Genomic DNA, 23139 nt, shown 5'->3' on the forward strand with positions numbered 1-23139 from the left:
TTTTTTATTGAACCGTCCAGCTGGTTAGTCCATGTTGTGTAAACTGATAGGGTTTTACAATTCCGCCAAAATTATTCAATGCATCAATAACTTTATAACGTGTATTATTAGGGCAATAAAAAGTCATGAATCCACCCCCGCCGGCACCACTAATTTTTCCACCGGTAGCGCCTGCCAGTCGGGCGGACTGATAAATATCTTCAATAAAAGAGTTGGAGATATTGTGTGCCATTTTTCTTTTTTCCTGAAAACCAAAATCCAATATTTCTCCAATTTCATGTAAACGGCCTTTTAATAAAGCCTCCTTCATCATTTTAGATTGTTCTTTTAATTGATGCATGGCTTCAATACTTTTTTCATTTTTGGCATGCACATTTTTTTGTTGCTCTTTAATAATATCAGCCGATTCTCTGCTGGTTTGTGTGTAATACAATACCAAATTATGTTCTAATTCATTCAAATACTCTTGTTTAATGCGGAGTGGATTTACAATTACTTTATCTGATGCATAAAATTCCATAAAATTTACACCACCAAAAGTAGCTGCATATTGGTCTTGTTTACCACCTGCTAATTTTAAATCGTTTCGCTCAATATCATAAGCATAATGGGCAATATCATAATCGCCTAAGGGTAATTTCAGCATTTCTACAAATGCACCTATAATAGCCACTACAAGGGTAGAGGAGGTGCCCAGACCACTGCCGGAGGGTACATCAACAAAAGTGGACAATTTAAAACCGGTAAGCGGCAGCCCGTAATCTTTTTGAATTCTGTTGTAAACACCCTTGGCTAAATCTAATTGCCCGTCAATTGGTAATTGCGGCATCCATTCAAAACGTTGCTCTTCCCTTCTGTCAATGGCTTCTATTATAATACCATTTTCCTGAATAGGTTCAATAGAAGCATATGCATACAACGAAATAGTGGCATTTAGAATAGCACCGCCAAATTCATCGCTATATGGACTTACATCGGTACCTCCACCGGCAAGGCCTAACCGTAAGGGCGTTTTACTTCTGTATATCATACCATGGAAGGTTATTGTTTCATACAATCATTCTCTGCTAATTGCAGCAGGGCATTGCTTAACTGAGCCCAACTGTATTTTTTCTTTTCTTCACGAAGTTGCGGTAAAAAATAAGATTCTCCTAATGTATACAGTTGAATAATACCTGCTGCAATGGCTTCCGGGTTTGGTTCCGTAATAATTCCTGCTTTTAAATGGGGTACCAAATCGGGTAAGCCACCCACATTGGTTACCAGCATAGGTTTTTCAAAATGATAGGCCAATGGGGTAACGCCACTTTGGGTAGCATTTTTATAAGGTTGTATAACAAAATCTGCAGCACTTAAATAATATTTTACTTCACTATTCGGAATGAAATCTGTGCGCAAATACAATTGCGATTGTAAAGCCAGGTTTTGAATGATGGCATCATATTTTTGCCTGTCTTCATAAAACTCTCCGGCAATTAGCAATTTAATATTGGCTTGTTGGATGGCAGGTTCATGCATAGCCTGCAATAATATATCAAGCCCTTTATAGGCTCTGATAAAACCAAAGAACAAAATAATTTTTTCTTGTTCAGGTAAATGAAGATGCACTCTGGCCTCATTTTTAGGAATAATACTTCCAAAAGTATCGTATAGCGGATGCACTACTTTTAACGCAGGTTTTTGTGTAAATTGTTTTAAATCTTTCAACACCTTATCGCTCATGGTTACAAAACCATCAATCGTTTTGGTAAAGTATTGGGTAAAAGCTGTATCGCCCGGCCTTTTTTCATGGGGTATTATATTATCGGCAATACAAATAATTTTTGTGTATTTGTTTTGATGGGCAATACGTAAAATAGTACCCAGACATGGGCCCATAAAAGGCAACCAATAGCGCACTACAATGAATTTTGGACGCATTTTTTTTAACTGTAATCCAACGCGGATCCAATTGAATGGATTCACGGAGTTTATACACACTTTAATAGCGATATCTTGTGGTGCAGGTTCGGCTGAGTATTGCGTAGTTCCGGGAAACAAAAAAGAAGGATATTGTAAAGAAAAGGTATAAATGGGGGTATTAAAACCTTCTTCTTTAAACTGGCGTGCCAGCCTTTCATTAAAAGATGCCAGTCCACCTCGTAAAGGATATGCGGGCCCTATGATGATTACTGTTGCTGACATGCGATTAGATGCGTATTTTTTCTTCTATTAAATAAACATTTCTTTCCGATGCATTGCGGGCAATCAGCTCTCCAATAAAACCGGCTAAAAATAGTTGCATGCCAATTATCATTGAAGTAAGGGCAATATAAAATGAAGGTCGGTTGGTTAAAGAAAAATCAGCCTCCATAAATTTTGCAATGATTAAATAGATACTGCTAATGAAGCCAATGATAAAAAACAAAGTACCCCATAATCCAAAAAAATGCATGGGTTTTTTTCCAAAACGGCTTACAAAACTAATAGTAGCCAGATCAAGAAAGCCATTGATGAACCTTTCCCATCCAAATTTTGAAACACCATATTTACGGGGTTGGTGGGCCACTACTTTTTCCGTTATTTTTCTAAAGCCCGCCCATTTGGCAATAACTGGAATATAACGGTGCATTTCGCCGTATACTTCAATACTTTTTACTACCTTTTTTTTATAAGCTTTTAATCCACAGTTAAAATCGTGTAAAGGAATACCGCTGCTCCATCGGGCTGCAGCATTAAATATTTTAGAAGGGATATTTTTTGTAAGTGTATTGTCGTATCTTTTTTTCTTCCAGCCACTCACTAAATCAAATCCATCCTGCACAATTAATTGCCGAAGTGTGGGAATTTCATCGGGCGAGTCTTGTAAATCAGCATCCATGGTAATAATTACATCACCTTGCGCAGCTTTAAATCCCTCATTTAGCGCAGCGCTTTTTCCATAATTCCGTTGAAATTTAATGCCCTTGATATTTGTATTGGCAACTGATAAGTTCATAATTACTTCCCAGCTATTATCGGTACTGCCATCATCTACCAAAACAATTTCATAACGGTATTCATTTTCCGTTGCCACTTTATCAATCCACCGGCATAGTTCCGGTAGTGATTCTGCTTCATTCAGTAATGGTATTACAATTGATATATCCATTCTATTTTTATTGAGTAGTGGTTGTTTGATATTTTTTAGGTACTGCCACAGCTGCCAATAATGCACCCGCACCTCCGGCTAATAAAAATAAAATTAATACCCCTGTCAATTGCGTATTCATCCAAATTTGTTTAGCACGATTTATATTGGCCGGTAAATTAGTAATGGCCTCTCCATGTTTTTTTACTTCCTCTTGTAATAAACTAATTTGGTGGTTTACATAATTCGGAAACAAATAATGCATAGCTATAAAATTATACACAAAAAATAATGCAGTAGCAACGGCCACTGTTTTAAAGCCGTGGCTTAAAATCAATGAAAAACCTTTTACCCCTTTTGTTTGATGGTTAAATAACCAGGTACTGATGAAGGCTGCAACAATAAATACCGATAAAATAATAAAGCCATACCAGGGCAGATAAATAAGTTCTGTTATCTGGCCAATGGCATTGAGCAGCATGATAAGCCCAGCGATGATAATGCCCTTTTTAATATGTGATGTACACGAAACCTCCATACTTCAACTGATTAATTCAAGTGAATTTGATTTTTGTGAATAATGCCATAAACTTTTCCTGTAAGCGGTATATTGAAAAAGGGGCTATTGGCCGATTTACTTTGATTGTGCTGTGTAGTGAATACACTTCCATCATTTGTATTGAATAAAGTAAGTTCTGCAACATTGCCCGGCATGATAGCTGCATCGGGTAAATTAAAAATACTGCGTGCACGATTACCTAGCCAATCTGCTAGCAAATCTGCATTGGTATTAGGGAATAAACTGTTTATAATGGTATAGACTGTTTGTAACCCTATGATTCCCGGTTTGGCATATTCAAACTCACAAACTTTTCTGTCGGTTTCCAATGGTAAATGATGCGTGCTGATACAATCAATTGTTCCATTCAATAAGCCTTCGCGTAAAGCCAGCATATCGGTTTTTGTGCGCAATGGGGGATTTACTTTTAAATGGGTATCATAATCTTTTAAGTCTTCATCACAAAAAAATAAATGATGAGGTGTTACGGAACAGGTAACATTTAATCCTTTTTGTTTTGCAGCGGCAATTAAATTTATTGAGGCTTTAGTACTAATACCCGTAAAATGAATGGCAGAGCCGGTATATTGCACCAGATCAATATCTCTGGCAATTATCAGGGTTTCTGCTATAGCCGGTTTACCTGGAAGTCCTAAGCAGGTAGAAACAACACCTTCATGCATCAATCCGTGTGGTGCTATGGCTGCATCTTCAGGTATTTGAATAATAATACCATTAAAAGCTTTAATGTATTGCAGCGCTTTTAACATGAGGCCTGAAGATTGTATGGGCAACAAGCCATCTGAAAAAGCCAAAGCCCCGGCTTGTTGCATATCGTACATTTCAGCCAATTCTTTTCCTTCCAGATTTTTGCTAACCGCTCCCAAGGGGTGTATAGATATTTTGGTTGAATGCGATGCCTGAATTAAATAATCAACCTGTGTTTTATTTTGAATGCAGGGAATGGTATTGGGTAGGGTAGCAACCCTTGTAAATCCGCCTGCTGCTGCTGCCGCTGCACCGGAATGGATGGTTTCGCGATGTTCTAAGCCTGGGTCGCAAAAATGAACAAACGGGTCTATCCAGCCCTGCGAAACCGAACAATTGGGCAATACAATGACCTGATCTGCATCCTGATGAAGGGTGGGTTCAATGGCAATAATTTTTCCATTTTCAATAAAAATATCCTGAATGGTACCATTATAAGAGCTATTATTATCTGCGATGGCAACCTGTTTTAAAAGAATTTTCATGGATTGCTGATAAAATTTTGTGCAATATAGCCTGAAAAATTCTTTTGTTCTTATATTTGCCGCCCCTCGGGGAAGAAACCCAATTAGTTCGGGTGGTGGCGCAGCCCGGTAGCGCACTTGCATGGGGTGCAAGGGGTCGCTGGTTCGAATCCAGTCCACCCGACTTTATTACCTAAAAGGCAATCTTGCAAAAGGTTGTCTCTTTTTTTGGCTGTAATACAATGGTGTTGAGCAATGGCGGAGAATAGGGTATTTATTATGGAGGTTCAAACTGTGTTATTTTTTTTATCGTACACCATTCCATCAGGGAATATGAGATATTGCAACTTTTTCTTTTCCAAATATTTTGCTGTAATCCACATCTGGCTTATGTTTTTAGCAATTTTCAATCCTTTATCAATAGCTTTTTCAAGGTTCGAACTCATGTTTTGTTTTTGTTCTAATTCTTCGCTAAGTTCTCTAATAGCATCAATGTATTTTTTTGAGAATTTTTGGTATTGCTCTTTTGAAATTTCATTGATTACCAAACGTTCTTCCAGCATTTCTAATTGATGTTCAAGTTGCTTTGATGATAGCTACAATTGTATAAGTAATGATGGCGATATAGAGATATAGATTTGAGTTTTAACCGCATTTGCAGAAGCATTCGTTGATCACAGAGCACCCCATTTGCTTTATCATGTTTCTCAGAAGAGACTCTTGTAAATTTAAGATTAACTTTTGCACGGATTACAAAAAATGCATCATGCTTATCAATAGCCGATAAGCGATTAAAACCAATGTAACCACGGTCCAGGATATAATACCTGCCTGTTTCAAAGGTGAGAAAATCTAATCCATTTACATCATGAACACTTGCTGGCGTGATATGCATGAAGATAGGAATAGCAGTTTTTATATCAAGTAATGTGTGCAATTTAACTGCACCTTTTGCTCTTCTAAAAGTTGCCTAACAAAAAACATTTAGACAAAGATCAATAGTAGAATCAAAAACGTAAACATTACCCTTAATTAACAAATTAAAATCAGTATAAGAGATACATATTTTCTGAGCTTCTGCAATCATTTCAAAAATTTGGTAATTTCGTTTTTCGTTTACTTCGGATAGATTTGATCTGGAAATACTTCTGCCCAATCCTAAATGATAGTGCTTTGTTTTATGTGCAGTTAATCAAACAAGTAAATCACGCAGGCTATCACGATTACTTAATTGTCCAAAAATCATGCACATTAACTGGTTCCAACAAGTAAAATGCTTGACCCATTTATCTCCTTGGAAAGAATTAACACAACGATCAAAAATTCGAGCAGGAAGAAATGTGACAATTTGAGAAAAAACATATTTGCCCTGATTCACTTAATTTCCCATGAAACATATTTATACTAAGATTTTCAAACTAATAAATATTTTTACCGGACACTAATGAATTTTGATTATAATTTTGTCGGACAAGACACTGTATGCTTTGTTAAGGTTTTTGGTCAATTTTACTTTGCCAAAAAATCTTCTATCATTCTGCACATAAAAAAATTGGAACCAACGGCCGCTAAATTGATTTGCAATCCATAAACTTCTCTCGTTCCAATTCATTCAAAAGCCAGAAAGATTGTTTATTTTCAACGATGCTATTGTTCTTGTTTTAAGAATTGTTGGCTCAAAATATGCATATGAAAACACTTTTATTTTCCAAACAATCTATCCATATTGGCTGCATAGCATTGATATTGGGTATGTTGATGGCTTGCCACTCTAAACAGTCGCAACAATATGCCTCCTGGCAGGTATACGGCGGCAATAAAGAAAACAATCATTATTCATCGCTCACGCAAATCGATACTAATAATGTTGCTTTGTTAAAATCCGTTTGGGAGTATCATTGTGGCGATGCCGGTGAATCTACCCAAATACAGGTCAATCCCATTATAGTAGATGGCATTTTATACGGTGTTTCTCCACAATTAAAATTATTTGCATTAGATGCAGCCAATGGTCAACACCAATGGAGCTTTAATCCATTATCAGATACGGCAGGAAACGACAAAACTTCCGGCTATTTTATGATGAATGTATGCAGAGGTGTTACCTATTACGCAAATGGAGCAAACGATCGTCGTATATTTTATGCTGCCGGTGCTAAATTGTATTGTATCAATGCATCCAATGGAAAGCCAATCCTGTCATTTGGCAATGGGGGTAGCATTGACTTGCATCAAAATTTGGGGACAAGGGCACAACAGTTATATGTGGCTTCCACTACTCCGGGTATCATTTACAAAGACATCATTATTATTGGTACCCGTGTTGCTGAAGAAATGCCTGCAGCACCAGGTGATGTGCGTGCTTACGATGTACATAACGGCAAATTGCGCTGGATATTTCACACCATTCCGCAACCCGGCGAACCTGGTTTTCATTCCTGGGATGATACCTCTGCTTACCGTCAGGTAGGTGGTGCGAATGCCTGGGCGGGTTTTAGTATGGATGAAAACAAAGGTATTGTGTATGTACCCACAGGATCTGCTGTGTATGATTTTTATGGCGGTTTACGCCTTGGAAATAATCTTTTTGCCAATACACTTATTGCTTTAAATGCGAACAATGGTAAAGAAATCTGGCATTATCAAACCGTACACCACGATTTGTGGGATCGTGACTTACCAACTGCACCGGCTTTGCTTACCCTTACAATAAACGGTAAAAAAATTGAAACTGTAGCACAACCCACTAAAACCGGTTTTATATTTTTATTCAACAGAATAAATGGTAAGCCGGTATTTCCTATTGTGGAACGGCCCGTACCCACTTTCAGCGAATTAACTGGTGAACAACCTGCACCTACACAACCTTATCCTGTTTTACCCGTTCCTTTTGCAAGGCAATCGCTTACTGAAAAAGATTTGAATCATTTAGTTCCCGATTCCTCTTTTCATGAACTGCAACAAAGGCTATCCAGTTATAAAACAGGCAGGCTGTTTATACCACCTTCAAAAGAAGGTACGGTTATTTTTCCAGGCTTTGATGGTGGAGCAGAGTGGGGTGGGCCTGCAGCAGATCCAACATCGGGTATATTGTATGTAAATGCCAGCGAAATGCCATGGGTTTTAACCATGGTGGATGCAAAAAATAAGGTACCGCCTGCCGGTGAAACCAATCTTCAGGCGGGTATTCGTTTGTACCGTACACATTGTATGGCTTGTCATGGTACGTTAATGCAAGGCAGTGGTAATTATCCTTGGCTTTTTCAAATAAATAAAAAGTACAATAAAAATCAATTTGAGGCATTGTTAACTTCGGGCAGAAGAATGATGCCTTCTTTTCAACAATTAACGCCGGAAGAAAAAAATGCATTGGCTACCTATGTGCTTGCAATATCTTCACAACAACATCAAAAATTTATTGCACCTGCTAAAACAACCACTAAATGGGATAATATGCCCTATACCTCAACGGGCTACAATAAATTCTTATCGCGTGAAGGGTATCCGGCAGTGGCACCCCCCTGGGGTACTTTAACAGCCATCAATTTAAACACTGGACAGTTGGTATGGAAAGACACTATAGGCGATTATCCTGAATGGAAAGCAAAAGGTATTCATACCGGTACAGAAAACTATGGTGGCCCTGTGGTAACGGCTGGCGGCTTGCTGTTTATTGCTGCCACCAGCGATGCTAAAATTCGTGCATTCAATAAAACGAATGGCAAGTTATTGTGGGAGGCTGATTTACCTGCATGCGGCTTTGCAACACCTGCCGTTTATGCAGTTAATGGCAAACAATATGTAGTTATTGCCTGTGGTGGAGGAAAATTAAAAAAACCTTCCGGCGATAGTTATGTGGCATTTGCCTTGCCTGATGCACAAAAATAATTTTGTTACCGGCTTTTTGTTGGTATGGCAACAACTGTTGCGTCGCACACTTGTACGCCAGATTGTAGTGGCAACTTTTCTACGTCAATAGTTGAACATTAGTTTAAAATAATTGAAACGTTTTTCATTTTCTTAATCCAAATGCAATGGCTTTCTGTTTCATTTTCTGGGTAAGTGTGTGTAATACTTCTTCCGATAATCTAAAACGTTCATACGTATCAATATCGCCCGATTCAATTTTTTCTAAACGTTGGTACCAGTCGCCGGGATTTACCATATCACCCAATCTTCTGGGTACTACATGCATATGTAAATGTGCAACCGATTGTCCGGCAACTTCCCTTTCCTGAATAGCCCAATTAAAAGCGTTCGTGTTAAATACCTTGCACAATAAGGCTGCAGTGGTTCTTCCCAATTGCATAAATTTTGCTAATTCATCATCTGTTAATTCAAACAAACTTTCCTTGTGTTGTTTCGGAATTACCAATGAATGCCCGGGAAGTATTGGAGATATATTGTATATTACTGCAAAATTTTCTGTTTCTAAATAGAAATCATTTTTTTGTTTGTTGCAAAAGGGACAAACTTGCATAGATTTTTTTTATTCTTACAAAATTAAACAAACTTGCCCAAATGCACCACAGTGCAATAGTTTTAAAACCCTTGGTAAAATGCTTATATAAACCGATGAAAAGTAGTGCCGTATATACCTTATTGTATTACCTGCAAATAAAATATTATTTATATTTTAGTAACATATTTTCCCAATATGTTACGCACATTATCGTACGAGTTGTATAAATATTTTTCAATCTCATCCTTTTGAATCCAATGTATCCATTCTATTTGCTCTTTTAATTCGGGCATCACATCTAAATGGGTGATTGTTTTCATTTCAAACCAATGAATTTCTTTGATGGCTTTCTGGTGTAAAGTATTGTCAAAATATTCATAATGTGTTATACCTGCACTACCGGTAATTTCAAGCGTTTTTAATCCGGTTTCCTCTTTTACTTCCCGCAAAGCACATTGTTCGTAGCTCTCATTCATTAGTAAATGACCTTTGGGTAAATCCCATTTTCCATATCTGAGTAACATGAGTAATTCATCGTTTTCATTCCAAACAATTCCACCGGCAGCATAAACAGTTGGTTTCATAATTTTATTTTAATGGTATAGCAAAAGTTCGTTTTAAAGGTAGTATTTTTTGCATGTATGTAAGGCTCATTTGCCTATTTTATTCAATCCTGTTTTTTAGGTTGCATTAGTTCAGGTAATCCTGTTTTTTTAAATATGGCCAGACCTAATCGTTGGTTTGATAAGCCGGGCCTGCATTTGTAATCAAAAATTAATTTATCACCTTCTTGCCTGGTTTCAAAATAATAAAATACAATTTTATTATTCGTATGTAAACTGTCATATACCTCTGTTAAATGCGTGGCAATAATAAAAAAACTTTTTGCCCATTTTAATGCTAATTGGGTAAATAAAATGCTACAGTCTAATGCATCTTTAATATTTGTACCCTTAAATGGTTCATCAATAATTACGGCCATTTGATAGTTCTTTTGTAATGAATTTGCCAAAAATTGAATTCGGTTAATTTCTGCCTGAAAATAACTTTCTCCTTTTGAAATGCTGTCAGTAATACCTATAAATGAAAATAAATCATTCACTATTCCTATTTTCGCCGCACTTGCAGGAATACCCATACCTATATGCGTTAATATTATGGCATGGGCAATTGCTTTTAAATAAGTGGTTTTTCCGGCCATATTTGGTCCGGTTATAAACATTACATTTTGATTTGTTAATGAAACATTATTTACAATAGGGTTTTGTACAAGTAAATGTTGTAGGTTACTTATTTCAATGCCACTTTCTTCACTTATTTCAGGAAATTGTAATTGATAAATGCTACAGGCTGTAGCCATAGACATGATGGCATCAGTTTCATATATCCATTCTAAAATATTTTTAATAGAATCGGCTTCAGTACTTCTTAACAATTTATCTATATAAAGGGTGGTAAATGCACTACGTTTTGCTATGTTGGCAGAATGCGGTTTTATAATTTTTTCTAAAATAGTTTTTATTTTATGTTGTATAGTGCTGGCAGATAAATGGTTTGAAAGTGAACTTTTGGAAAGAAAATCATCTAAACTGAAAAATAAGTTTTGTAGCGATACAATGTTGGTATGCAGGTAATGAAAATAATCGGGATGCTGCCATTGAAACAACTTTGCACTGCACTTATCAATAAAACTTTCTTCTAAAATAGTTATTTGGATGTTTGATTGCAGATATAATTCAGCCATAACTATAATTCGTTCTGATATGATTTGTTTCCATTGGAGCACAAATGGCATGCAGTGTTGAATTGCTGCTTGTGTTTTATGTATAGCTTGTACAGATAAAAATGGTTGCACCAATTTTTGTTTTAAAATATCTTCGCCACCTTGTGTAATGGTATGGTTCAGCAAATGGAATAAATGATTTTTTTTTCCATCTGTTGATTCCAGTATTTCTAAATCTAACAAAGTTTGCGCATCCATATTAACCGGTTTTTGAAAAATCGTTTAACCTGCTTTTCATATTTTCTAAAACGGCAATAGTTTCGTGGGTATTGAAATTTAATGCTTTTGTTTTTTCTATGGTTATTCTCATTTCCTGTTCCAATGTTTGCAGTAATTGTTGCACCCTGATTTTAAAATCTGCATTGAACTTTCTAAATGATTCCTGTATTTTATATTGTGTCTCGTAAATAATAGTGGCAGTATTTTGAACAATAATTTCATGGTATTGCTGCAAAACAGATTGCACAATGTGCTTTTCTTTGCTTTTTTTGGTGAGGTAAAAAGGTGGATTGTTTTTAGTTATGATGGCTTCTTTATCAAGCCCATTTAAAGTAATATAAGAAGCAGTGTATGCGTTCCAGTCAAATTTTTCAACAATTGTTTCAATGCCAGTATTCAGATAATCGGAGAAATGAATGGCAATGTTGTGTAAAATGTTTTTTGCGTTAAATAAATATTGTTCAAGTATTTGTTTGAATTGGGTTTTGCTGCTTTGTTCCAATTGCGTTTTCAACTGTTCAAACCCTGCTCGTATTATTTGATTGAGCGCTTTAATTAATTTATGCTGTTCCGGCTTCTCTAATAATTGAAAAGAGGGATGTAAATAACTTTCAATACAGGCTATGATTTCTGTTTCAATTGCTTTAGCTGCGTCATTACATTGGGTATCAACTGTTTCATTGAGTTTTTGAATATAGTGTTGCAATATGGCATGAAAGCCTTCTATTTCATTCAATAAAACAGATTTGGTGGCCTGAAAATTGCTGATTCGCTGGTTCAATTCCTGACCAGGCATTTGCAAATTATCAAGTTTTAATTGAATGAGTGAACGAATGCTTTGTTCAATCAATGCCAATTGCCTTTTTGTACTTTGTTGAACAATGGTTGGTTTGTTTTGTGCAATATTCTTTTCCAGTAACTGAAGTAGATTATCTATTCCGGAAGTAGCCATATTTCCGGCTAAATGAGTATTAGCCGAAACAGGTAAAATGGCTATTTCTGCTATGGGTATGTTGCAATGTTCCGAAATAATTTTTTTATTATGCGCCAGTACTTTTTCTAAATCGGATATATTGAGCAAATCTTTTTTGTTTTCAACAAAAACAATATCATTTACCTGCAATTTCAGTTGTGCTAAAAATTCAATATCTGATTTTGAGATGGGCATATCGGCGCTTAGTACAAATATGGCTACATCAATTTTTGTTAAAAATTGCAGGGTGGTATCGGTATTGTGTTCCAGTGATGAGCCTACACCCGGCGTATCGACTATGGTAATTTGCTGAAGTATGGATGCAGGATGGTACACAATAACATGCGATACATTTTTTATATTCTCCGGATTTTCTTCTTCACTCACATATTGCTGTAAACAGTGAAGGTCATTTTTTTCTGTTTGGTTATTTTTGTACACAATTTCAATTCCGGGAAAAGCAGCATACTTTAATAATGTAATAATGGCTGTAACCGGAACTACACCGGTGGGCATTATATTTTGGCCAATAAGCGCATTAATGAGTGAAGATTTACCTCTTTTAAAAAAGCCGGTAATCACAACATTTATTTCTGCGCTACTCAATTTATGCTGTAATTGCATAATTTCATCAGCCAGGTTTTGCTGCTCTAATTGAATGGCAGTTTGATGTAATAATTGAATATTTTGGGCACCGGTTGACATAAGGGTTATCCGTTTAATAGAAAATTATTATATGCATCTGATAAACCGAGCGAAGCAATTTTTTTGATAACTGTTTTTACAGGGTAATGTACAAATTCAAACTGTACATGAACTGCAGCTGGTTCAGACAATGCTGCATCATTCTTTATGTTTAACAGGGTATAACAAGCTCTATTATTCTCTTGTTTGGGTTTGCCAACGGAGCCTACATTGACGGCATGTCGGTATATTTTTTTATTTTCTGCTTCACAAAATATAGGCCTGTGCCAGGGTTTGTGCGTATGTCCCATGCACAAAATATCCGCTTCAATACTTTCCATCATTTCTAATAAATAGGCATCATCTGTACTTTCTTGTACATATTCTAAATTTGAAGTAGTGCTGCCATGCACCATTGCAATGGTAATGGTATGATACAGCCCCTTGATTTCTATTTTAAAAAGGAAAGGTAAATTTTGTAAATAAGCCCTGTTGCTATTGGTTATATGTTCATTCACCCAACGGATGGAATCGATTCCAAATTGTTGTTGGGCTTCGTTGGCAAAAGAATAAGGAAATATTTTTTTTAAATAACCAATGCCTTCATCATGGTTGCCTTGTAAACAAGGGATATTATTTTTTCTAATCAGGTCAATCACTTCATTATCCCATCCTGCAAAATTTACCAAATCGCCCAGGCAGAAAATAGCATCCGGTTGTTGTTTTTTAATATCGTTGAGTACAGCTTTTAAAGCCGGTAAATTGCCATGTATATCGCTAATCAATGCTATTTTCATAATTATCTATTTTTGATTTTGTTCGGCCACTCATGTTATTAGTATTTGAGTAATCTTACCGCATAGTAAATATGTAAGGGGCTGTTTTTTATTCCTTTAATTACGGTATCAATATCATAATCTAACCTGTAAAAATTTACTTGTAATGCTTCAGGGTTATATTTAATATCTTTTTTGGTATCAATTTCAACTATGGCATAACAGGCATGCCAGCTCCCATCTTTAGGGCTGCCAACTGAACCGGGATTAATAATGTGCTGGTAGGTTTTTTTGCCATTGATGATTCTTTCTATTTGTTTGTGAAATGATGTATGTGTGTTCCCAATCATCAAAACATCTACCGCTTCATCATCTAATATTTTAGATAGTTCTGCTTGTTTGTAGAAACGATAAATGCGTTCTGTATTACTTTTGGGGGTGCCATGTGCAAACAATAAAGTTCGTTGCTGTTGTCCTGTTAATAATTTTACTTTTAGCTTTAAAGGTAATGCACGCAAAATAGCTTTACGATCTTCTGTTATTTGTTGTAATGAATATTGAATGGCATCCAATCCCCAATCAATTTCTTCTCTGCTGCCATACGAAAATGGGTATTTTGCTTTATTGTTGCCAATACCTTCATCATGATTGCCCAATACACTAGGAATATGATGTTGCTGCATAAAATCAATAACTTCATTATTCCAAATATTTTGGTTTACCCAATCGCCTAAACAATAAATTGCATCCGGTTGCTGTTTTTCAATATGCGCATATACTGCTTTTAAAGCTGGCAGGTTCGCATGCACATCACTAAATACAGCAATTTTCATCATAAATTTTTTAAATAGATAATTAAGTTACCTGAATTAGACTCAGACATTGCAATGGGTTAATTCAGGTAATTTATCATTGTTTCAGCCGATTCTCACCATTATTGAATACCAAATTTTTCTTTATACAACTGATGACTTCTAACTGCACATTCCTGTGCTGCTTTTTTTCCATACATATCACCAACGGTAACCACTTTGTTTTCCAAAGCTTTGTATCCTTCAAAAAAGTTTTTTAGTTCTACCATGTGGTGATCAGGTATATCTGATAAGTCTTGAATGTGCAGATAAGCCGGATCGTGGTGAGCCACTGCAATTATTTTATCATCAATACCATTTTCATCTTCCATGTGCATGATGCCAATAATGCGTGCATCTACTACACAAAGCGGCTGTATATCGAAGGAACACATCACTAAAATATCGAGTGGATCGCCATCATCAAAATAGGTTTGTGGTACTAAACCATAATTCATGGGATAATACATGGAAGAATATAGTACTCTGTCTAATCGCAGTAAACCCGAAGCTTTATCTAATTCATACTTCATTCTGCTGCCCTTGGGTATTTCAATTATAGTTGTTACTACATTGGGAACATTATTGCCAATTGAAATATGCCAGGGGTGTTGTACTTGTAGAATAATTGTATCACTCATATTATTGGTTTTTAAATGCTTTAATGCCTGCAAATTTTGCTGCTTTGCCTAATTCATCCTCAATACGGAGCAATTGATTGAATTTGGCAATACGTTCACCTCTGCAACCACTGCCTGTTTTTAAATGACCTGCATTGGTAGCTACTGTTAAGTCTGCAATGGTGGTATCTTCCGTTTCGCCGCTGCGGTGTGAGATAAAGCAGTTATAATTGTTTTTGTAAGCCATTTGGATGGTATCAATGGTTTCTGTTACGGTTCCTATTTGGTTTAGTTTAATTAAAACAGAATTGGCAATACCTTCATCAATGCCTCTTTGTAAAATGGATGGGTTGGTGCAGAATATATCATCACCGGTTAATTCAACTTTGTTTTTTAATTGGTTGGTTAATAATTTCCAGCCCCCCCAATCATTTTCAGCCATACCATCTTCCAATAAAATAATAGGGTATTGTTTTATCCAGCTATCCCAAATATTTAAAAGTCCCTCTGAGCTCATTTTTTCTTTGGTAGATTTAAAAAACACATAGTGTCCATCTTCCCACATTTCGCTGGTAGCAGGGTCAATACAAAGCGAAATATCTTTTCCGGGTGTATATCCTGCTTTTTGGATAGCTTCTAATATTACTTCAACCGCCTCTTCATTCGATTTTAAGTTAGGCGCAAAGCCACCTTCGTCACCCACACCGGTGAAATACCCTTTTTTATTGAGGATGGATTTAAGTGCATGAAATGTTTCTTCACCCATCCTGATACTTTCTTTAAAAGAAGGTGCATTGTGGGGTGCAATCATGAATTCCTGAAAATCTACATTATTGTCTGCGTGTTTTCCGCCATTGATTACATTCATGCAAGGAACGGGCATGGTAAATTTTCCGGAGGTATTAAAATACCGATATAAAGGCATGTTTAATGTAGCTGCCATTGCCCGGGCATAAGCCATTGATACAGCTAAAATTGTATTGGCGCCTAATTTGGCTTTGTTGGGAGTGCCGTCTAATGTAATCAGGGCATTATCAATGGCCTGCTGCGATTCAAATATTTTACCTGTAAATTGTTTGGCAATGGTTTTGTTTACATTGTTAACAGCCAGGGTAACGCCTTTGCCGCCGTATCTTTTAGGGTCATTATCGCGTAACTCTACAGCTTCCAGTTCTCCCGTGCTGGCACCGGATGGAACAATGGAGCGGCCTTTAATGTTACGTACCATTTTTTTACTGCCTTTCAATGGGGCTTCAATGGTAACCTCTGCTTCTACGGTTGGATTACCTCTTGAATCTAAAACCTCTCTTGCATAAATTTCTGAAATTTTCATATTGTTGTATTTATGTGTTTGAATAAATAAAATGAATTGCTCAGTTTAAAATGTGTATCATTTCATTGATACCATCCGTAAATGCATTAATTTTTTGTTGGTAATCGTCCATCAATTCAGGGTCAGTAATGCCATATCCTTTCATCGAACCGGCTCTCGCACCGGTAATATCTTCCCACAAAAAATTAGCTTTTACATTTAATTCTTTTTTAAAATTTATTGGTTGGGTGGGTATTTGATAGGCCATACAAAATTCTGAAAGCAATTGATATAATGCGTTTAATTTTTCATGTATTTGTGATAGCAATTGTGCATCCGCAAAATATACATATTGAATAGACACCTGCTTCAATGGATGTCGGTGTGCAAGCAGTTGTAGCTGCATGTCTAATAATTTTTTTTCAATCATGTAGGCTACTGCATTGAATACATGTTGTTGATTTTCCGGAATTTTATACATGTGTTGCATTTGTTTGTTGTGTGATAAAATAATGTTGAATTTTTCCTGAAATGGCTAACAACAGCACTACAGCAATGAGTTGGGCGATTATGGAAAATGCTACCAATATTGGGATAGAATCATCATATAAATAGCCCATAAAAGCACTTCCGGCAAACCAAAATAATCCAAATACGGCATTAAATATCCCGAAGGCTGTTCCTCTTTTTTCAGGTGGTATAAAATGTGCAACCGTAGCTTTTACGATCGATTCCTGTGCCCCCATGCCAATACCCCATATTACCATGCCGGCAATGGCCCATTTTATTCCACCCAGAAACACCATGGGGGCAAAAAACATAGCAATGAGTAAAGCAATGATGAGTGCTTTTGTGCCTACTTTATCAAATACTTTACCTAAAATTAAAGCAGCAATTCCATCACTGGCCATTGCCAATGCATACAGCAAGGGTATTACGTCATCCGGCATTAAATTGGCGCTTTTGAAGTGAAAGGCAATGAGGGGAAAATCGGCATATCCGAGTGCTATAAAGGCAATGGTCAGTAAATATTGCCAATACAGTTTAGGGTATCCTTTGGTTTCAAGCGATTTTGTTTTAATCTCTAAATTTTCCGGATGCGGATAAATGCTTTTTGCAAAAATGATAAGACCAATGGCAATAATGGCTGGTATAAATAAAATGATATATGCACTTTGATAATTATTGTTTTTGATAAACAATGCTGCACTTACCAATAATGGCCCAATGGTAGCACCGGTTTGGTCTAATGCTTCGTGCAGGCCAAATCCCCAGCCTTGCCCCATCTGGTGTGCGCCGAAAGAAAGCATGGCATCTCTGGCAGGTGTTCTGATGGCTTTTCCAACGCGTTCTAATATCATTAGCATAATGGCGAGTTGCCAAAAACCTGCAAAAGCGAGTAATGGAACTGACAATAAATTAATGAAATAGCCCACTACTGTAATGGTCCAGTAATTTTTTGTTTTATCACTCAAATAACCTGAAATCACTCTTAAGCTATAACCCAGTAATTCTCCTAATCCTGCCATCCAGCCAACTGTTGTTGCTGAAGCGCCCAACACTTCCAGATAGGGTCCATTGATGCTTCTGGCGGCTTCATAAGTCATGTCAGAGAAAAGACTGGTGCATCCTAAAAGGATTACAAAAACTGTGGCTTTTTTTAATTGCATTTTTTTTAATTGGATGAAATAAAATGACTTTTTAAGCATCCATCAAAATATATCCAAGTGTATAATACCTGCAATATTTGAGGGATGTTCAAAAAGAAAGCCAGGCGTCATCATCCTTTGTAAAAGGCGGTTAAATTGGGTGGAACGCCATCACCTGAAAATTAGCAATGTGTGTTTCATAGACTTTATTTATGTCATACGAGGTGGGGTAACCAATACCGGTATGGTAGAATGCCGAATAATATATTCAGCCGTAGAGCCTGTTAAAATTCTGTCTAATCCACTGCGGGCATGGGTACCCATTACAATTAAATCAGCCTCCCATTCCGAAGCAATGTTTAAAATTTCTTTTTCCGGAATACCTTCGGGTGTAAAACGAAAAACCTCTGTTTTGCCATCATACAATTCAATATATTGCTGAATGGTTTTATCTGCTTGCTGTAACAGCAAAGTTTTGCTTTGTTCCGGGGTAATGCCCAAATCGGCACTCACTACTTCTTTCGATTTATTAATCACGTATACAACACCTACCACAGCTTCTAAAGCCTGTGCCAATGTAAAACCGGCTCTGGCTGCTTTTATGGCATAAGCACTATCATCAACGGCAATTAATATTCTTTTATATTCCATAAATAAAAATATTTCATGTATTTAAAATTACCGAATTAAAGTAGTTCCTCCAAATGTGGCTAGTATACCGATTGTTAAACTTAATAATGCATACAGAAAAAAGTAAAATAAATTACCCTGTCTGATTAAGCTGATACTTTCATAAGAAAAACTTGAGAATGTTGTAAAGCCACCGCAAAAACCGGTAATCAGTAACAGGCGCCATTCTAAAGTTAGCCAAGTGTATTTATTAGCAATACCATAAAGCAGGCCGATGATAAAACATCCCAAAATGTTCACTAAAAAAGTTCCCATTGGGAAACTGAATGAGCCAATTTTGTTCACCATTACCTGGCCCAGGTAGCGTAAAATACTACCCACTGCACCACCTAAAGCTATAATCAGCAAGTTCTTCATAATCATGAAATTGAAACAGATTAATCAATGTCCCAAAATTCAACTTCTTTGTAAATTACAATTTTTGATTGTAACAGGTCTTTGTGTTTCAGGAAAAAATTTTCTAATTTTTCTTTTTTGTCAATTAATTCCACACACATGGCCAGTTTTGAATTATCGCCTTCAGCACTAAAAGTTATAATATTACCATCTGTGCTAAAGCTGGTATGGGTACTATGTGCCGATGCATTGATAATACCATCTTTTTTTGCCTCAGCTACAATATGCATGTAGGCCGATTTTGGAAATAATTTTCTGAATAAGGTTCTGTCACCATGTCTTACTTTGTGGGCCGGCTCAATGTAAATCTCTAATTTTCCAAGAGAGTGGCTCTTGATTTTTTTAACCATTGTTTTCTTTTTTTAATACGTTTATCTCTTACATCGTGTAAGGTTTTATCTGTATAGTGTTGTAAATTTCCTACTTTAGAAACTGCTACTCTTTGTGCATGGTAAATGCCTGAATGGCCGCTGAAATAATAGGCAGTAAAGCAGGCAACGGCATAGTATATTACATTTTCGCCGCCAAATAATTCAATGCCCATAAATGTACAGGCAATTGGCGTATTGGTAGCTCCGGCAAATACGGCAATAAAGCCCAATCCGGCCATTAAATCAATAGGGGCACCTGTAATAACACCCAGTGTATTACCCAATGCAGCTCCTATAAAAAACAGAGGAGTTACCTCACCACCTTTAAAACCCATTCCTAAGGTAATAGCAGTAAACAATAATTTCCAAAACCAACTAAAATAGGTGGCACCTCCTTCATGAAAACTGCTGATGATGCTTACCCCATTTTTGTTGGGGTTGGTTACTCCTAAACTTAAATAATCCTGCGTTCCAATAATATAGCTAAGTGTAATAATGATCAGGCCGCCTGCTACCGGAATCATCCATTTTTGTTTTATCCATTTATTGCTGTAATTTTTAATTGTATGTGCTGTTTCAGCAAAAGCAAAACCGGCTAATCCAAATAAAATACCAGCTCCAATTACTTTGAATAGCAGCAATAAATCGAAGTGAACATATTTAAAGTAAGTTTTATCTATTGAAGCAAACAGAATATGGTATTGGGTATGATGAATGCCCCAGGCGCCACAGGTAATATCGGCAAGAAAACTGGCAATAAAGCAAGGCAGTAGTGCATCATGTTTAATGCGGCCTAATGCTAATACTTCTAATGCAAAAATTGCACCTGTAATGGGTGTGCCAAATACGGCACCAAAACCGGCTGCAACACCGGAAGTGAGTAACATTCTTACATCTTCTCTCGTTAATTTGAATTGCCTTGCAAAGAAATTTGCCAAACTGCCACCCACCTGCACGGCAGTACCTTCACGACCGGCTGAGCCGCCAAAAAGATGTGTGATGATGGTGGCAACAATAACCAATGGTGCCATTCTTGCCGGTACGCCACCGCCGGGTTCATGAATTTCATCCATAATTAAATTATTACCGCCCTCTGCATTTTTACCGGAAAATTGATACAAAAAATGAATGGCAACACCTGCAACAGGTAATAACCATAGGAGCCAGAGATGTGTGTAGCGGAAATGAATGGCTTTATCCAACAGCCATAAAAACCATGCAACCAAAGTACCTACCGAGAGGGAAACCGGGATTACAAACAGTGTCCATTGAATCAGGTGTGAGACAATAAATACGTGCTCAAAAGAATTTTTTATTCGCTTCATTCCTACAAATTAATGAATCTTTAAAAATATTTTCGAATCTTAATTTGTAGGCGCCATCATCCCTTTTATCGGGCAGTTAATCGGTGGACACCATCACCCTTGTAAATATGCTGCAAAGATACAATGCAATTGTGTCAGAAAAAAATGGAATAATCATTTTTCTTATTTCTAATTTCATTCTAATTTTTTTGAAATGTATAATTTGTTTATTCTTTTATTTAATCGTAATATTGCGATATTATTTTAAACACTATCAATGGGCATTTCAAAAATAGAATTATTTACTAAGCAGCAAAATGAAATTGCTGCAATAGCCAAAGCATTGAGCCATCCTGCACGTATTGCTATTATTCAGGCTTTATTAAAAAAGAATTCCTGTGTTTGTGGCGATTTGGTAGAAGAAACCGGTCTAGCGCAATCTACTACATCACAGCATTTAAAAGAATTAAGAAATGTGGGTATTATTCAAGGTACTGTGGAAGGCGTGAATGTATGTTATTGTATTGATTTAAAAACTTGGGCAAAGTATAGCGATTTATTTGCTAAATTTTTTGCTGCAGCATCCGATTTAAAAGACCAATGTTGTTGATTATAAAAATTAAAATAATATGAAAACTGATAATGAATTGAAAGAATTGGTAAGGCAAAAATACAGTGAAATTGCTTTGCAGGATAAAGCTACTAATGCCGCTTCCTGTTGCGGTGCCGGAGGCTGTTCAACTGAAGTGTACAACATAATGAGTGATGATTATACTACTTTAGAAGGATATACTTCTGATGCTGATTTAGGTTTGGGATGTGGCTTGCCTACGCAATTTGCACAAATTAAACCCGGCAATACTGTTATTGATTTGGGAAGCGGTGCTGGTAATGATTGTTTTGTTGCAAGAGCAGCCACTGGTGTTTCAGGAAAAGTAATTGGGATTGATTTTACACCTGCTATGATTGAAAAAGCACGTGCCAATGCTGAAAAATTAGGTTTCAACAATGTAGAATTCAGACAGGGCGATATTGAACAAATGCCCGTTACTGCCAATGTTGCCGATGTAGTAGTAAGCAATTGTGTATTGAATTTAGTACCCAATAAAGATGGTGTGTTTAAAGAAATTTTCCGGGTGTTGAAACCGGGTGGCCATTTTAGTATTTCTGATGTGGTATTGGTAGGAAATCTGCCTGAAGCATTACGTAAGGATGCTGAAATGTATGCAGGCTGTGTATCTGGTGCTATTCAGAAAGATGTTTATTTGGAATTGATACGGGTAAATGGATTTGAAAATATTACCATTCAAAAAGAAAAACCAATCATCATACCCGATGATATTTTATTAAATTATTTAACTCCGCAAGAAATAGCAACCTTTAAAAATGGCACTACCGGTATATTTAGTATTACTGTATTTGCACAGAAGCAGGAACAAACCGCCGGCTGTTGTGCGCCGGGTTGTTGCTAATTGAATTTGTAAATTTTATTTATGTATACTGCTATTCAGTCTTATTGCGAAACATTAACGCAACAATTCCATTCTATTGCTGCAGAAAGAAAACCATTGCTTTCAAAAATCTGCGATTACATGTTGCAGCAACGTGCTGCCGGTAAATCGGTAAATCTGGTGTATATCTGTACCCATAATTCACGCCGAAGCCATTTTGGACAGGTTTGGGCAGCTACAGCTGCTGAATATTATGGCATACCCAATATCCATACTTTTTCGGGTGGAACAGAGGCAACTGCTTTTAATATCAATGCCATTCATGCGTTAGAAAAAGTGGGGTTTATCATTCATTCAGATGGTCAACCAAACAATCCGGTTTACAAAGTTTGTTATGGTGAAGAAGCATGTACAACCTGTTTTTCTAAAGTGTATAACCATCCTTCTAATCCAAAAGATAACTTTCTAGCGATCATGACTTGTGGTGAGGCAGAGACCAACTGTCCGTTTATACCGGGAGCTACCGGTAGAGTGGCTACCACCTATGAAGATCCTAAATTATATGATGGTACCCCTGAACAAGATGCAGCTTATGATGCTCGTTGCCGTCAAATTGCATTAGAAACATTGTATGTTTTTTCGCTGGTAAAATAGTGTAGTATTGAAACAACAATGGGATATCGTTGTGTTTAATGATA

General features: G+C 36.6%; 25 protein-coding genes, 1 tRNA gene, 1 pseudogene and 2 riboswitches. Of the genes and pseudogenes, 5 read left to right on the plus strand and 22 right to left on the minus strand.

Annotation, left to right across the window (positions count from 1 at the left end):
• Nucleotides 1–4 precede the first annotated feature (4 nt).
• The 5 genes from AC3QLY_RS11305 to AC3QLY_RS11325 are packed head-to-tail and all read right to left on the minus strand — an operon-like array spanning nt 5 to nt 4921.
• Nucleotides 5–1030: a GHMP family kinase ATP-binding protein gene (locus AC3QLY_RS11305; RefSeq protein ID WP_288096400.1), complete on the minus strand. Its 1026-nt coding sequence runs from the start codon at nt 1028–1030 to the stop codon at nt 5–7.
• Between the two features lie 11 nt (nt 1031–1041).
• The gene (locus AC3QLY_RS11310; protein ID WP_218330718.1) at nt 1042–2184 is read right to left on the minus strand and encodes a glycosyltransferase; all 1143 of its coding nucleotides are present in this window, start codon (nt 2182–2184) and stop codon (nt 1042–1044) included.
• 4 nt (nt 2185–2188) lie between these two features.
• Entirely contained in the window at nt 2189–3130 is a 942-nt protein-coding gene (locus AC3QLY_RS11315) for a glycosyltransferase (protein WP_218330717.1), read from the minus strand.
• Nucleotides 3131–3137: 7 nt separating this feature from the next.
• Nucleotides 3138–3647: a DUF4199 family protein gene (locus AC3QLY_RS11320; RefSeq protein ID WP_074420010.1), complete on the minus strand. Its 510-nt coding sequence runs from the start codon at nt 3645–3647 to the stop codon at nt 3138–3140.
• An 11-nt stretch (nt 3648–3658) separates the two neighbouring features.
• On the minus strand, nt 3659–4921 hold the full coding sequence (locus AC3QLY_RS11325) for a dihydroorotase (protein WP_492989745.1): 1263 nt from the start codon (nt 4919–4921) through the stop codon (nt 3659–3661).
• Between the two features lie 89 nt (nt 4922–5010).
• On the opposite strand from AC3QLY_RS11325, the gene AC3QLY_RS11330 reads away from it, so the two are divergent.
• Nucleotides 5011–5084: transfer RNA gene (locus AC3QLY_RS11330), tRNA-Pro, on the plus strand.
• Between the two features lie 103 nt (nt 5085–5187).
• Here the strand turns inward: AC3QLY_RS11330 and AC3QLY_RS11335 are convergent.
• The 3 genes and pseudogenes from AC3QLY_RS11335 to AC3QLY_RS11345 form a co-directional block, all read right to left on the minus strand.
• Complete coding sequence (locus AC3QLY_RS11335; protein WP_074420009.1) at nt 5188–5463, minus strand: hypothetical protein; 276 nt, start codon at nt 5461–5463, stop codon at nt 5188–5190.
• Between the two features lie 2 nt (nt 5464–5465).
• Nucleotides 5466–5843: pseudogene (locus AC3QLY_RS11340) on the minus strand (transposase); the annotation flags it as partial.
• Nucleotides 5844–6092: 249 nt separating this feature from the next.
• Nucleotides 6093–6278: a DUF4372 domain-containing protein gene (locus AC3QLY_RS11345; RefSeq protein WP_353849828.1), complete on the minus strand. Its 186-nt coding sequence runs from the start codon at nt 6276–6278 to the stop codon at nt 6093–6095.
• A gap of 311 nt (nt 6279–6589) precedes the next feature.
• Between AC3QLY_RS11345 and AC3QLY_RS11350 the strand changes: the two genes are divergently transcribed.
• Nucleotides 6590–8788, plus strand: a complete 2199-nt coding sequence (locus AC3QLY_RS11350) for an outer membrane protein assembly factor BamB family protein (protein WP_492989746.1) — start codon at nt 6590–6592, stop codon at nt 8786–8788.
• A 124-nt stretch (nt 8789–8912) separates the two neighbouring features.
• Here AC3QLY_RS11350 and AC3QLY_RS11355 read toward each other — a convergent pair whose 3' ends face one another.
• The 14 genes from AC3QLY_RS11355 to AC3QLY_RS11420 all read right to left on the minus strand — a co-directional run bounded on the left by AC3QLY_RS11355 (nt 8913) and on the right by AC3QLY_RS11420 (nt 21011).
• Nucleotides 8913–9380, minus strand: a complete 468-nt coding sequence (locus AC3QLY_RS11355) for an HIT family protein (protein ID WP_288096406.1) — start codon at nt 9378–9380, stop codon at nt 8913–8915.
• A gap of 149 nt (nt 9381–9529) precedes the next feature.
• Complete coding sequence (locus tag AC3QLY_RS11360; RefSeq protein WP_288071760.1) at nt 9530–9946, minus strand: NUDIX hydrolase; 417 nt, start codon at nt 9944–9946, stop codon at nt 9530–9532.
• A gap of 83 nt (nt 9947–10029) precedes the next feature.
• Nucleotides 10030–11343, minus strand: a complete 1314-nt coding sequence (locus tag AC3QLY_RS11365) for a MutS-related protein (RefSeq protein ID WP_288071761.1) — start codon at nt 11341–11343, stop codon at nt 10030–10032.
• A 1-nt stretch (nt 11344) separates the two neighbouring features.
• Nucleotides 11345–13042 (minus strand): dynamin family protein, encoded by a 1698-nt coding sequence (locus AC3QLY_RS11370; protein ID WP_492989747.1) that lies wholly within the window; start codon nt 13040–13042, stop codon nt 11345–11347.
• Between the two features lie 5 nt (nt 13043–13047).
• The gene (locus AC3QLY_RS11375; RefSeq protein ID WP_218330708.1) at nt 13048–13818 is read right to left on the minus strand and encodes a metallophosphoesterase family protein; all 771 of its coding nucleotides are present in this window, start codon (nt 13816–13818) and stop codon (nt 13048–13050) included.
• A 38-nt stretch (nt 13819–13856) separates the two neighbouring features.
• On the minus strand, nt 13857–14633 hold the full coding sequence (locus AC3QLY_RS11380; RefSeq protein ID WP_218330707.1) for a metallophosphoesterase family protein: 777 nt from the start codon (nt 14631–14633) through the stop codon (nt 13857–13859).
• Between the two features lie 98 nt (nt 14634–14731).
• Nucleotides 14732–15289, minus strand: a complete 558-nt coding sequence (locus tag AC3QLY_RS11385; protein WP_228733127.1) for an inorganic diphosphatase — start codon at nt 15287–15289, stop codon at nt 14732–14734.
• Nucleotide 15290: 1 nt separating this feature from the next.
• Nucleotides 15291–16601, minus strand: a complete 1311-nt coding sequence (gene eno / locus AC3QLY_RS11390) for a phosphopyruvate hydratase (RefSeq protein WP_218330706.1) — start codon at nt 16599–16601, stop codon at nt 15291–15293.
• Between the two features lie 40 nt (nt 16602–16641).
• Nucleotides 16642–17061 (minus strand): hypothetical protein, encoded by a 420-nt coding sequence (locus AC3QLY_RS11395; RefSeq protein ID WP_218330705.1) that lies wholly within the window; start codon nt 17059–17061, stop codon nt 16642–16644.
• Entirely contained in the window at nt 17054–18250 is a 1197-nt protein-coding gene (locus AC3QLY_RS11400) for an MFS transporter (RefSeq protein ID WP_492989748.1), read from the minus strand. Before AC3QLY_RS11400 ends, AC3QLY_RS11395 begins: the two co-directional genes overlap by 8 nt.
• Before the next feature lie 94 nt (nt 18251–18344).
• Nucleotides 18345–18414: riboswitch (Fluoride riboswitch) on the minus strand.
• A gap of 25 nt (nt 18415–18439) precedes the next feature.
• On the minus strand, nt 18440–18880 hold the full coding sequence (locus AC3QLY_RS11405) for a universal stress protein (RefSeq protein WP_074419996.1): 441 nt from the start codon (nt 18878–18880) through the stop codon (nt 18440–18442).
• Nucleotides 18881–18907: 27 nt separating this feature from the next.
• The gene (gene crcB, locus AC3QLY_RS11410; protein ID WP_218330703.1) at nt 18908–19276 is read right to left on the minus strand and encodes a fluoride efflux transporter CrcB; all 369 of its coding nucleotides are present in this window, start codon (nt 19274–19276) and stop codon (nt 18908–18910) included.
• Between the two features lie 20 nt (nt 19277–19296).
• A complete protein-coding gene (locus tag AC3QLY_RS11415) occupies nt 19297–19665 on the minus strand; it encodes a DUF190 domain-containing protein (protein WP_288071770.1) in 369 nt (122 codons plus the stop codon).
• The gene (locus AC3QLY_RS11420) at nt 19626–21011 is read right to left on the minus strand and encodes a voltage-gated chloride channel family protein (protein ID WP_492989749.1); all 1386 of its coding nucleotides are present in this window, start codon (nt 21009–21011) and stop codon (nt 19626–19628) included. Before AC3QLY_RS11420 ends, AC3QLY_RS11415 begins: the two co-directional genes overlap by 40 nt.
• Before the next feature lie 40 nt (nt 21012–21051).
• Nucleotides 21052–21118, minus strand: a riboswitch (Fluoride riboswitch).
• A 149-nt stretch (nt 21119–21267) separates the two neighbouring features.
• Between AC3QLY_RS11420 and AC3QLY_RS11425 the strand changes: the two genes are divergently transcribed.
• The 3 genes from AC3QLY_RS11425 to AC3QLY_RS11435 are packed head-to-tail and all read left to right on the plus strand — an operon-like array spanning nt 21268 to nt 23095.
• The gene (locus AC3QLY_RS11425) at nt 21268–21600 is read left to right on the plus strand and encodes an ArsR/SmtB family transcription factor (RefSeq protein ID WP_218330701.1); all 333 of its coding nucleotides are present in this window, start codon (nt 21268–21270) and stop codon (nt 21598–21600) included.
• Nucleotides 21601–21619: 19 nt separating this feature from the next.
• Nucleotides 21620–22462 (plus strand): arsenite methyltransferase, encoded by an 843-nt coding sequence (locus AC3QLY_RS11430; protein ID WP_218330700.1) that lies wholly within the window; start codon nt 21620–21622, stop codon nt 22460–22462.
• A 21-nt stretch (nt 22463–22483) separates the two neighbouring features.
• On the plus strand, nt 22484–23095 hold the full coding sequence (locus tag AC3QLY_RS11435) for a low molecular weight phosphatase family protein (RefSeq protein WP_218330699.1): 612 nt from the start codon (nt 22484–22486) through the stop codon (nt 23093–23095).
• Nucleotides 23096–23139 lie beyond the last annotated feature (44 nt).

It is taken from the genome of Hydrotalea sp. GW822-HT8A01, from assembly GCF_058798575.1.

Bases quoted from the DNA above. Each gene is read 5' to 3' on its own strand.
- AC3QLY_RS11305 (WP_288096400.1), bottom strand. From the start codon at position 1,030: ATGATATACAGAAGTAAAACGCCCTTACGGTTAGGCCTTGCCGGTGGA.
- AC3QLY_RS11310 (WP_218330718.1), bottom strand. From the start codon at position 2,184: ATGTCAGCAACAGTAATCATCATAGGGCCCGCATATCCTTTACGAGGT.
- AC3QLY_RS11315 (WP_218330717.1), bottom strand. From the start codon at position 3,130: ATGGATATATCAATTGTAATACCATTACTGAATGAAGCAGAATCACTA.
- AC3QLY_RS11320 (WP_074420010.1), bottom strand. From the start codon at position 3,647: ATGGAGGTTTCGTGTACATCACATATTAAAAAGGGCATTATCATCGCT.
- AC3QLY_RS11325 (WP_492989745.1), bottom strand. From the start codon at position 4,921: ATGAAAATTCTTTTAAAACAGGTTGCCATCGCAGATAATAATAGCTCT.
- AC3QLY_RS11335 (WP_074420009.1), bottom strand. From the start codon at position 5,463: ATGCTGGAAGAACGTTTGGTAATCAATGAAATTTCAAAAGAGCAATAC.
- AC3QLY_RS11350 (WP_492989746.1), top strand. From the start codon at position 6,590: ATGAAAACACTTTTATTTTCCAAACAATCTATCCATATTGGCTGCATA.
- AC3QLY_RS11355 (WP_288096406.1), bottom strand. From the start codon at position 9,380: ATGCAAGTTTGTCCCTTTTGCAACAAACAAAAAAATGATTTCTATTTA.
- AC3QLY_RS11360 (WP_288071760.1), bottom strand. From the start codon at position 9,946: ATGAAACCAACTGTTTATGCTGCCGGTGGAATTGTTTGGAATGAAAAC.
- AC3QLY_RS11365 (WP_288071761.1), bottom strand. From the start codon at position 11,343: ATGGATGCGCAAACTTTGTTAGATTTAGAAATACTGGAATCAACAGAT.
- AC3QLY_RS11370 (WP_492989747.1), bottom strand. From the start codon at position 13,042: ATGTCAACCGGTGCCCAAAATATTCAATTATTACATCAAACTGCCATT.
- AC3QLY_RS11375 (WP_218330708.1), bottom strand. From the start codon at position 13,818: ATGAAAATAGCATTGATTAGCGATATACATGGCAATTTACCGGCTTTA.
- AC3QLY_RS11380 (WP_218330707.1), bottom strand. From the start codon at position 14,633: ATGATGAAAATTGCTGTATTTAGTGATGTGCATGCGAACCTGCCAGCT.
- AC3QLY_RS11385 (WP_228733127.1), bottom strand. From the start codon at position 15,289: ATGAGTGATACAATTATTCTACAAGTACAACACCCCTGGCATATTTCA.
- eno (WP_218330706.1), bottom strand. From the start codon at position 16,601: ATGAAAATTTCAGAAATTTATGCAAGAGAGGTTTTAGATTCAAGAGGT.
- AC3QLY_RS11395 (WP_218330705.1), bottom strand. From the start codon at position 17,061: ATGTATAAAATTCCGGAAAATCAACAACATGTATTCAATGCAGTAGCC.
- AC3QLY_RS11400 (WP_492989748.1), bottom strand. From the start codon at position 18,250: ATGCAATTAAAAAAAGCCACAGTTTTTGTAATCCTTTTAGGATGCACC.
- AC3QLY_RS11405 (WP_074419996.1), bottom strand. From the start codon at position 18,880: ATGGAATATAAAAGAATATTAATTGCCGTTGATGATAGTGCTTATGCC.
- crcB (WP_218330703.1), bottom strand. From the start codon at position 19,276: ATGAAGAACTTGCTGATTATAGCTTTAGGTGGTGCAGTGGGTAGTATT.
- AC3QLY_RS11415 (WP_288071770.1), bottom strand. From the start codon at position 19,665: ATGGTTAAAAAAATCAAGAGCCACTCTCTTGGAAAATTAGAGATTTAC.
- AC3QLY_RS11420 (WP_492989749.1), bottom strand. From the start codon at position 21,011: ATGAAGCGAATAAAAAATTCTTTTGAGCACGTATTTATTGTCTCACAC.
- AC3QLY_RS11425 (WP_218330701.1), top strand. From the start codon at position 21,268: ATGGGCATTTCAAAAATAGAATTATTTACTAAGCAGCAAAATGAAATT.
- AC3QLY_RS11430 (WP_218330700.1), top strand. From the start codon at position 21,620: ATGAAAACTGATAATGAATTGAAAGAATTGGTAAGGCAAAAATACAGT.
- AC3QLY_RS11435 (WP_218330699.1), top strand. From the start codon at position 22,484: ATGTATACTGCTATTCAGTCTTATTGCGAAACATTAACGCAACAATTC.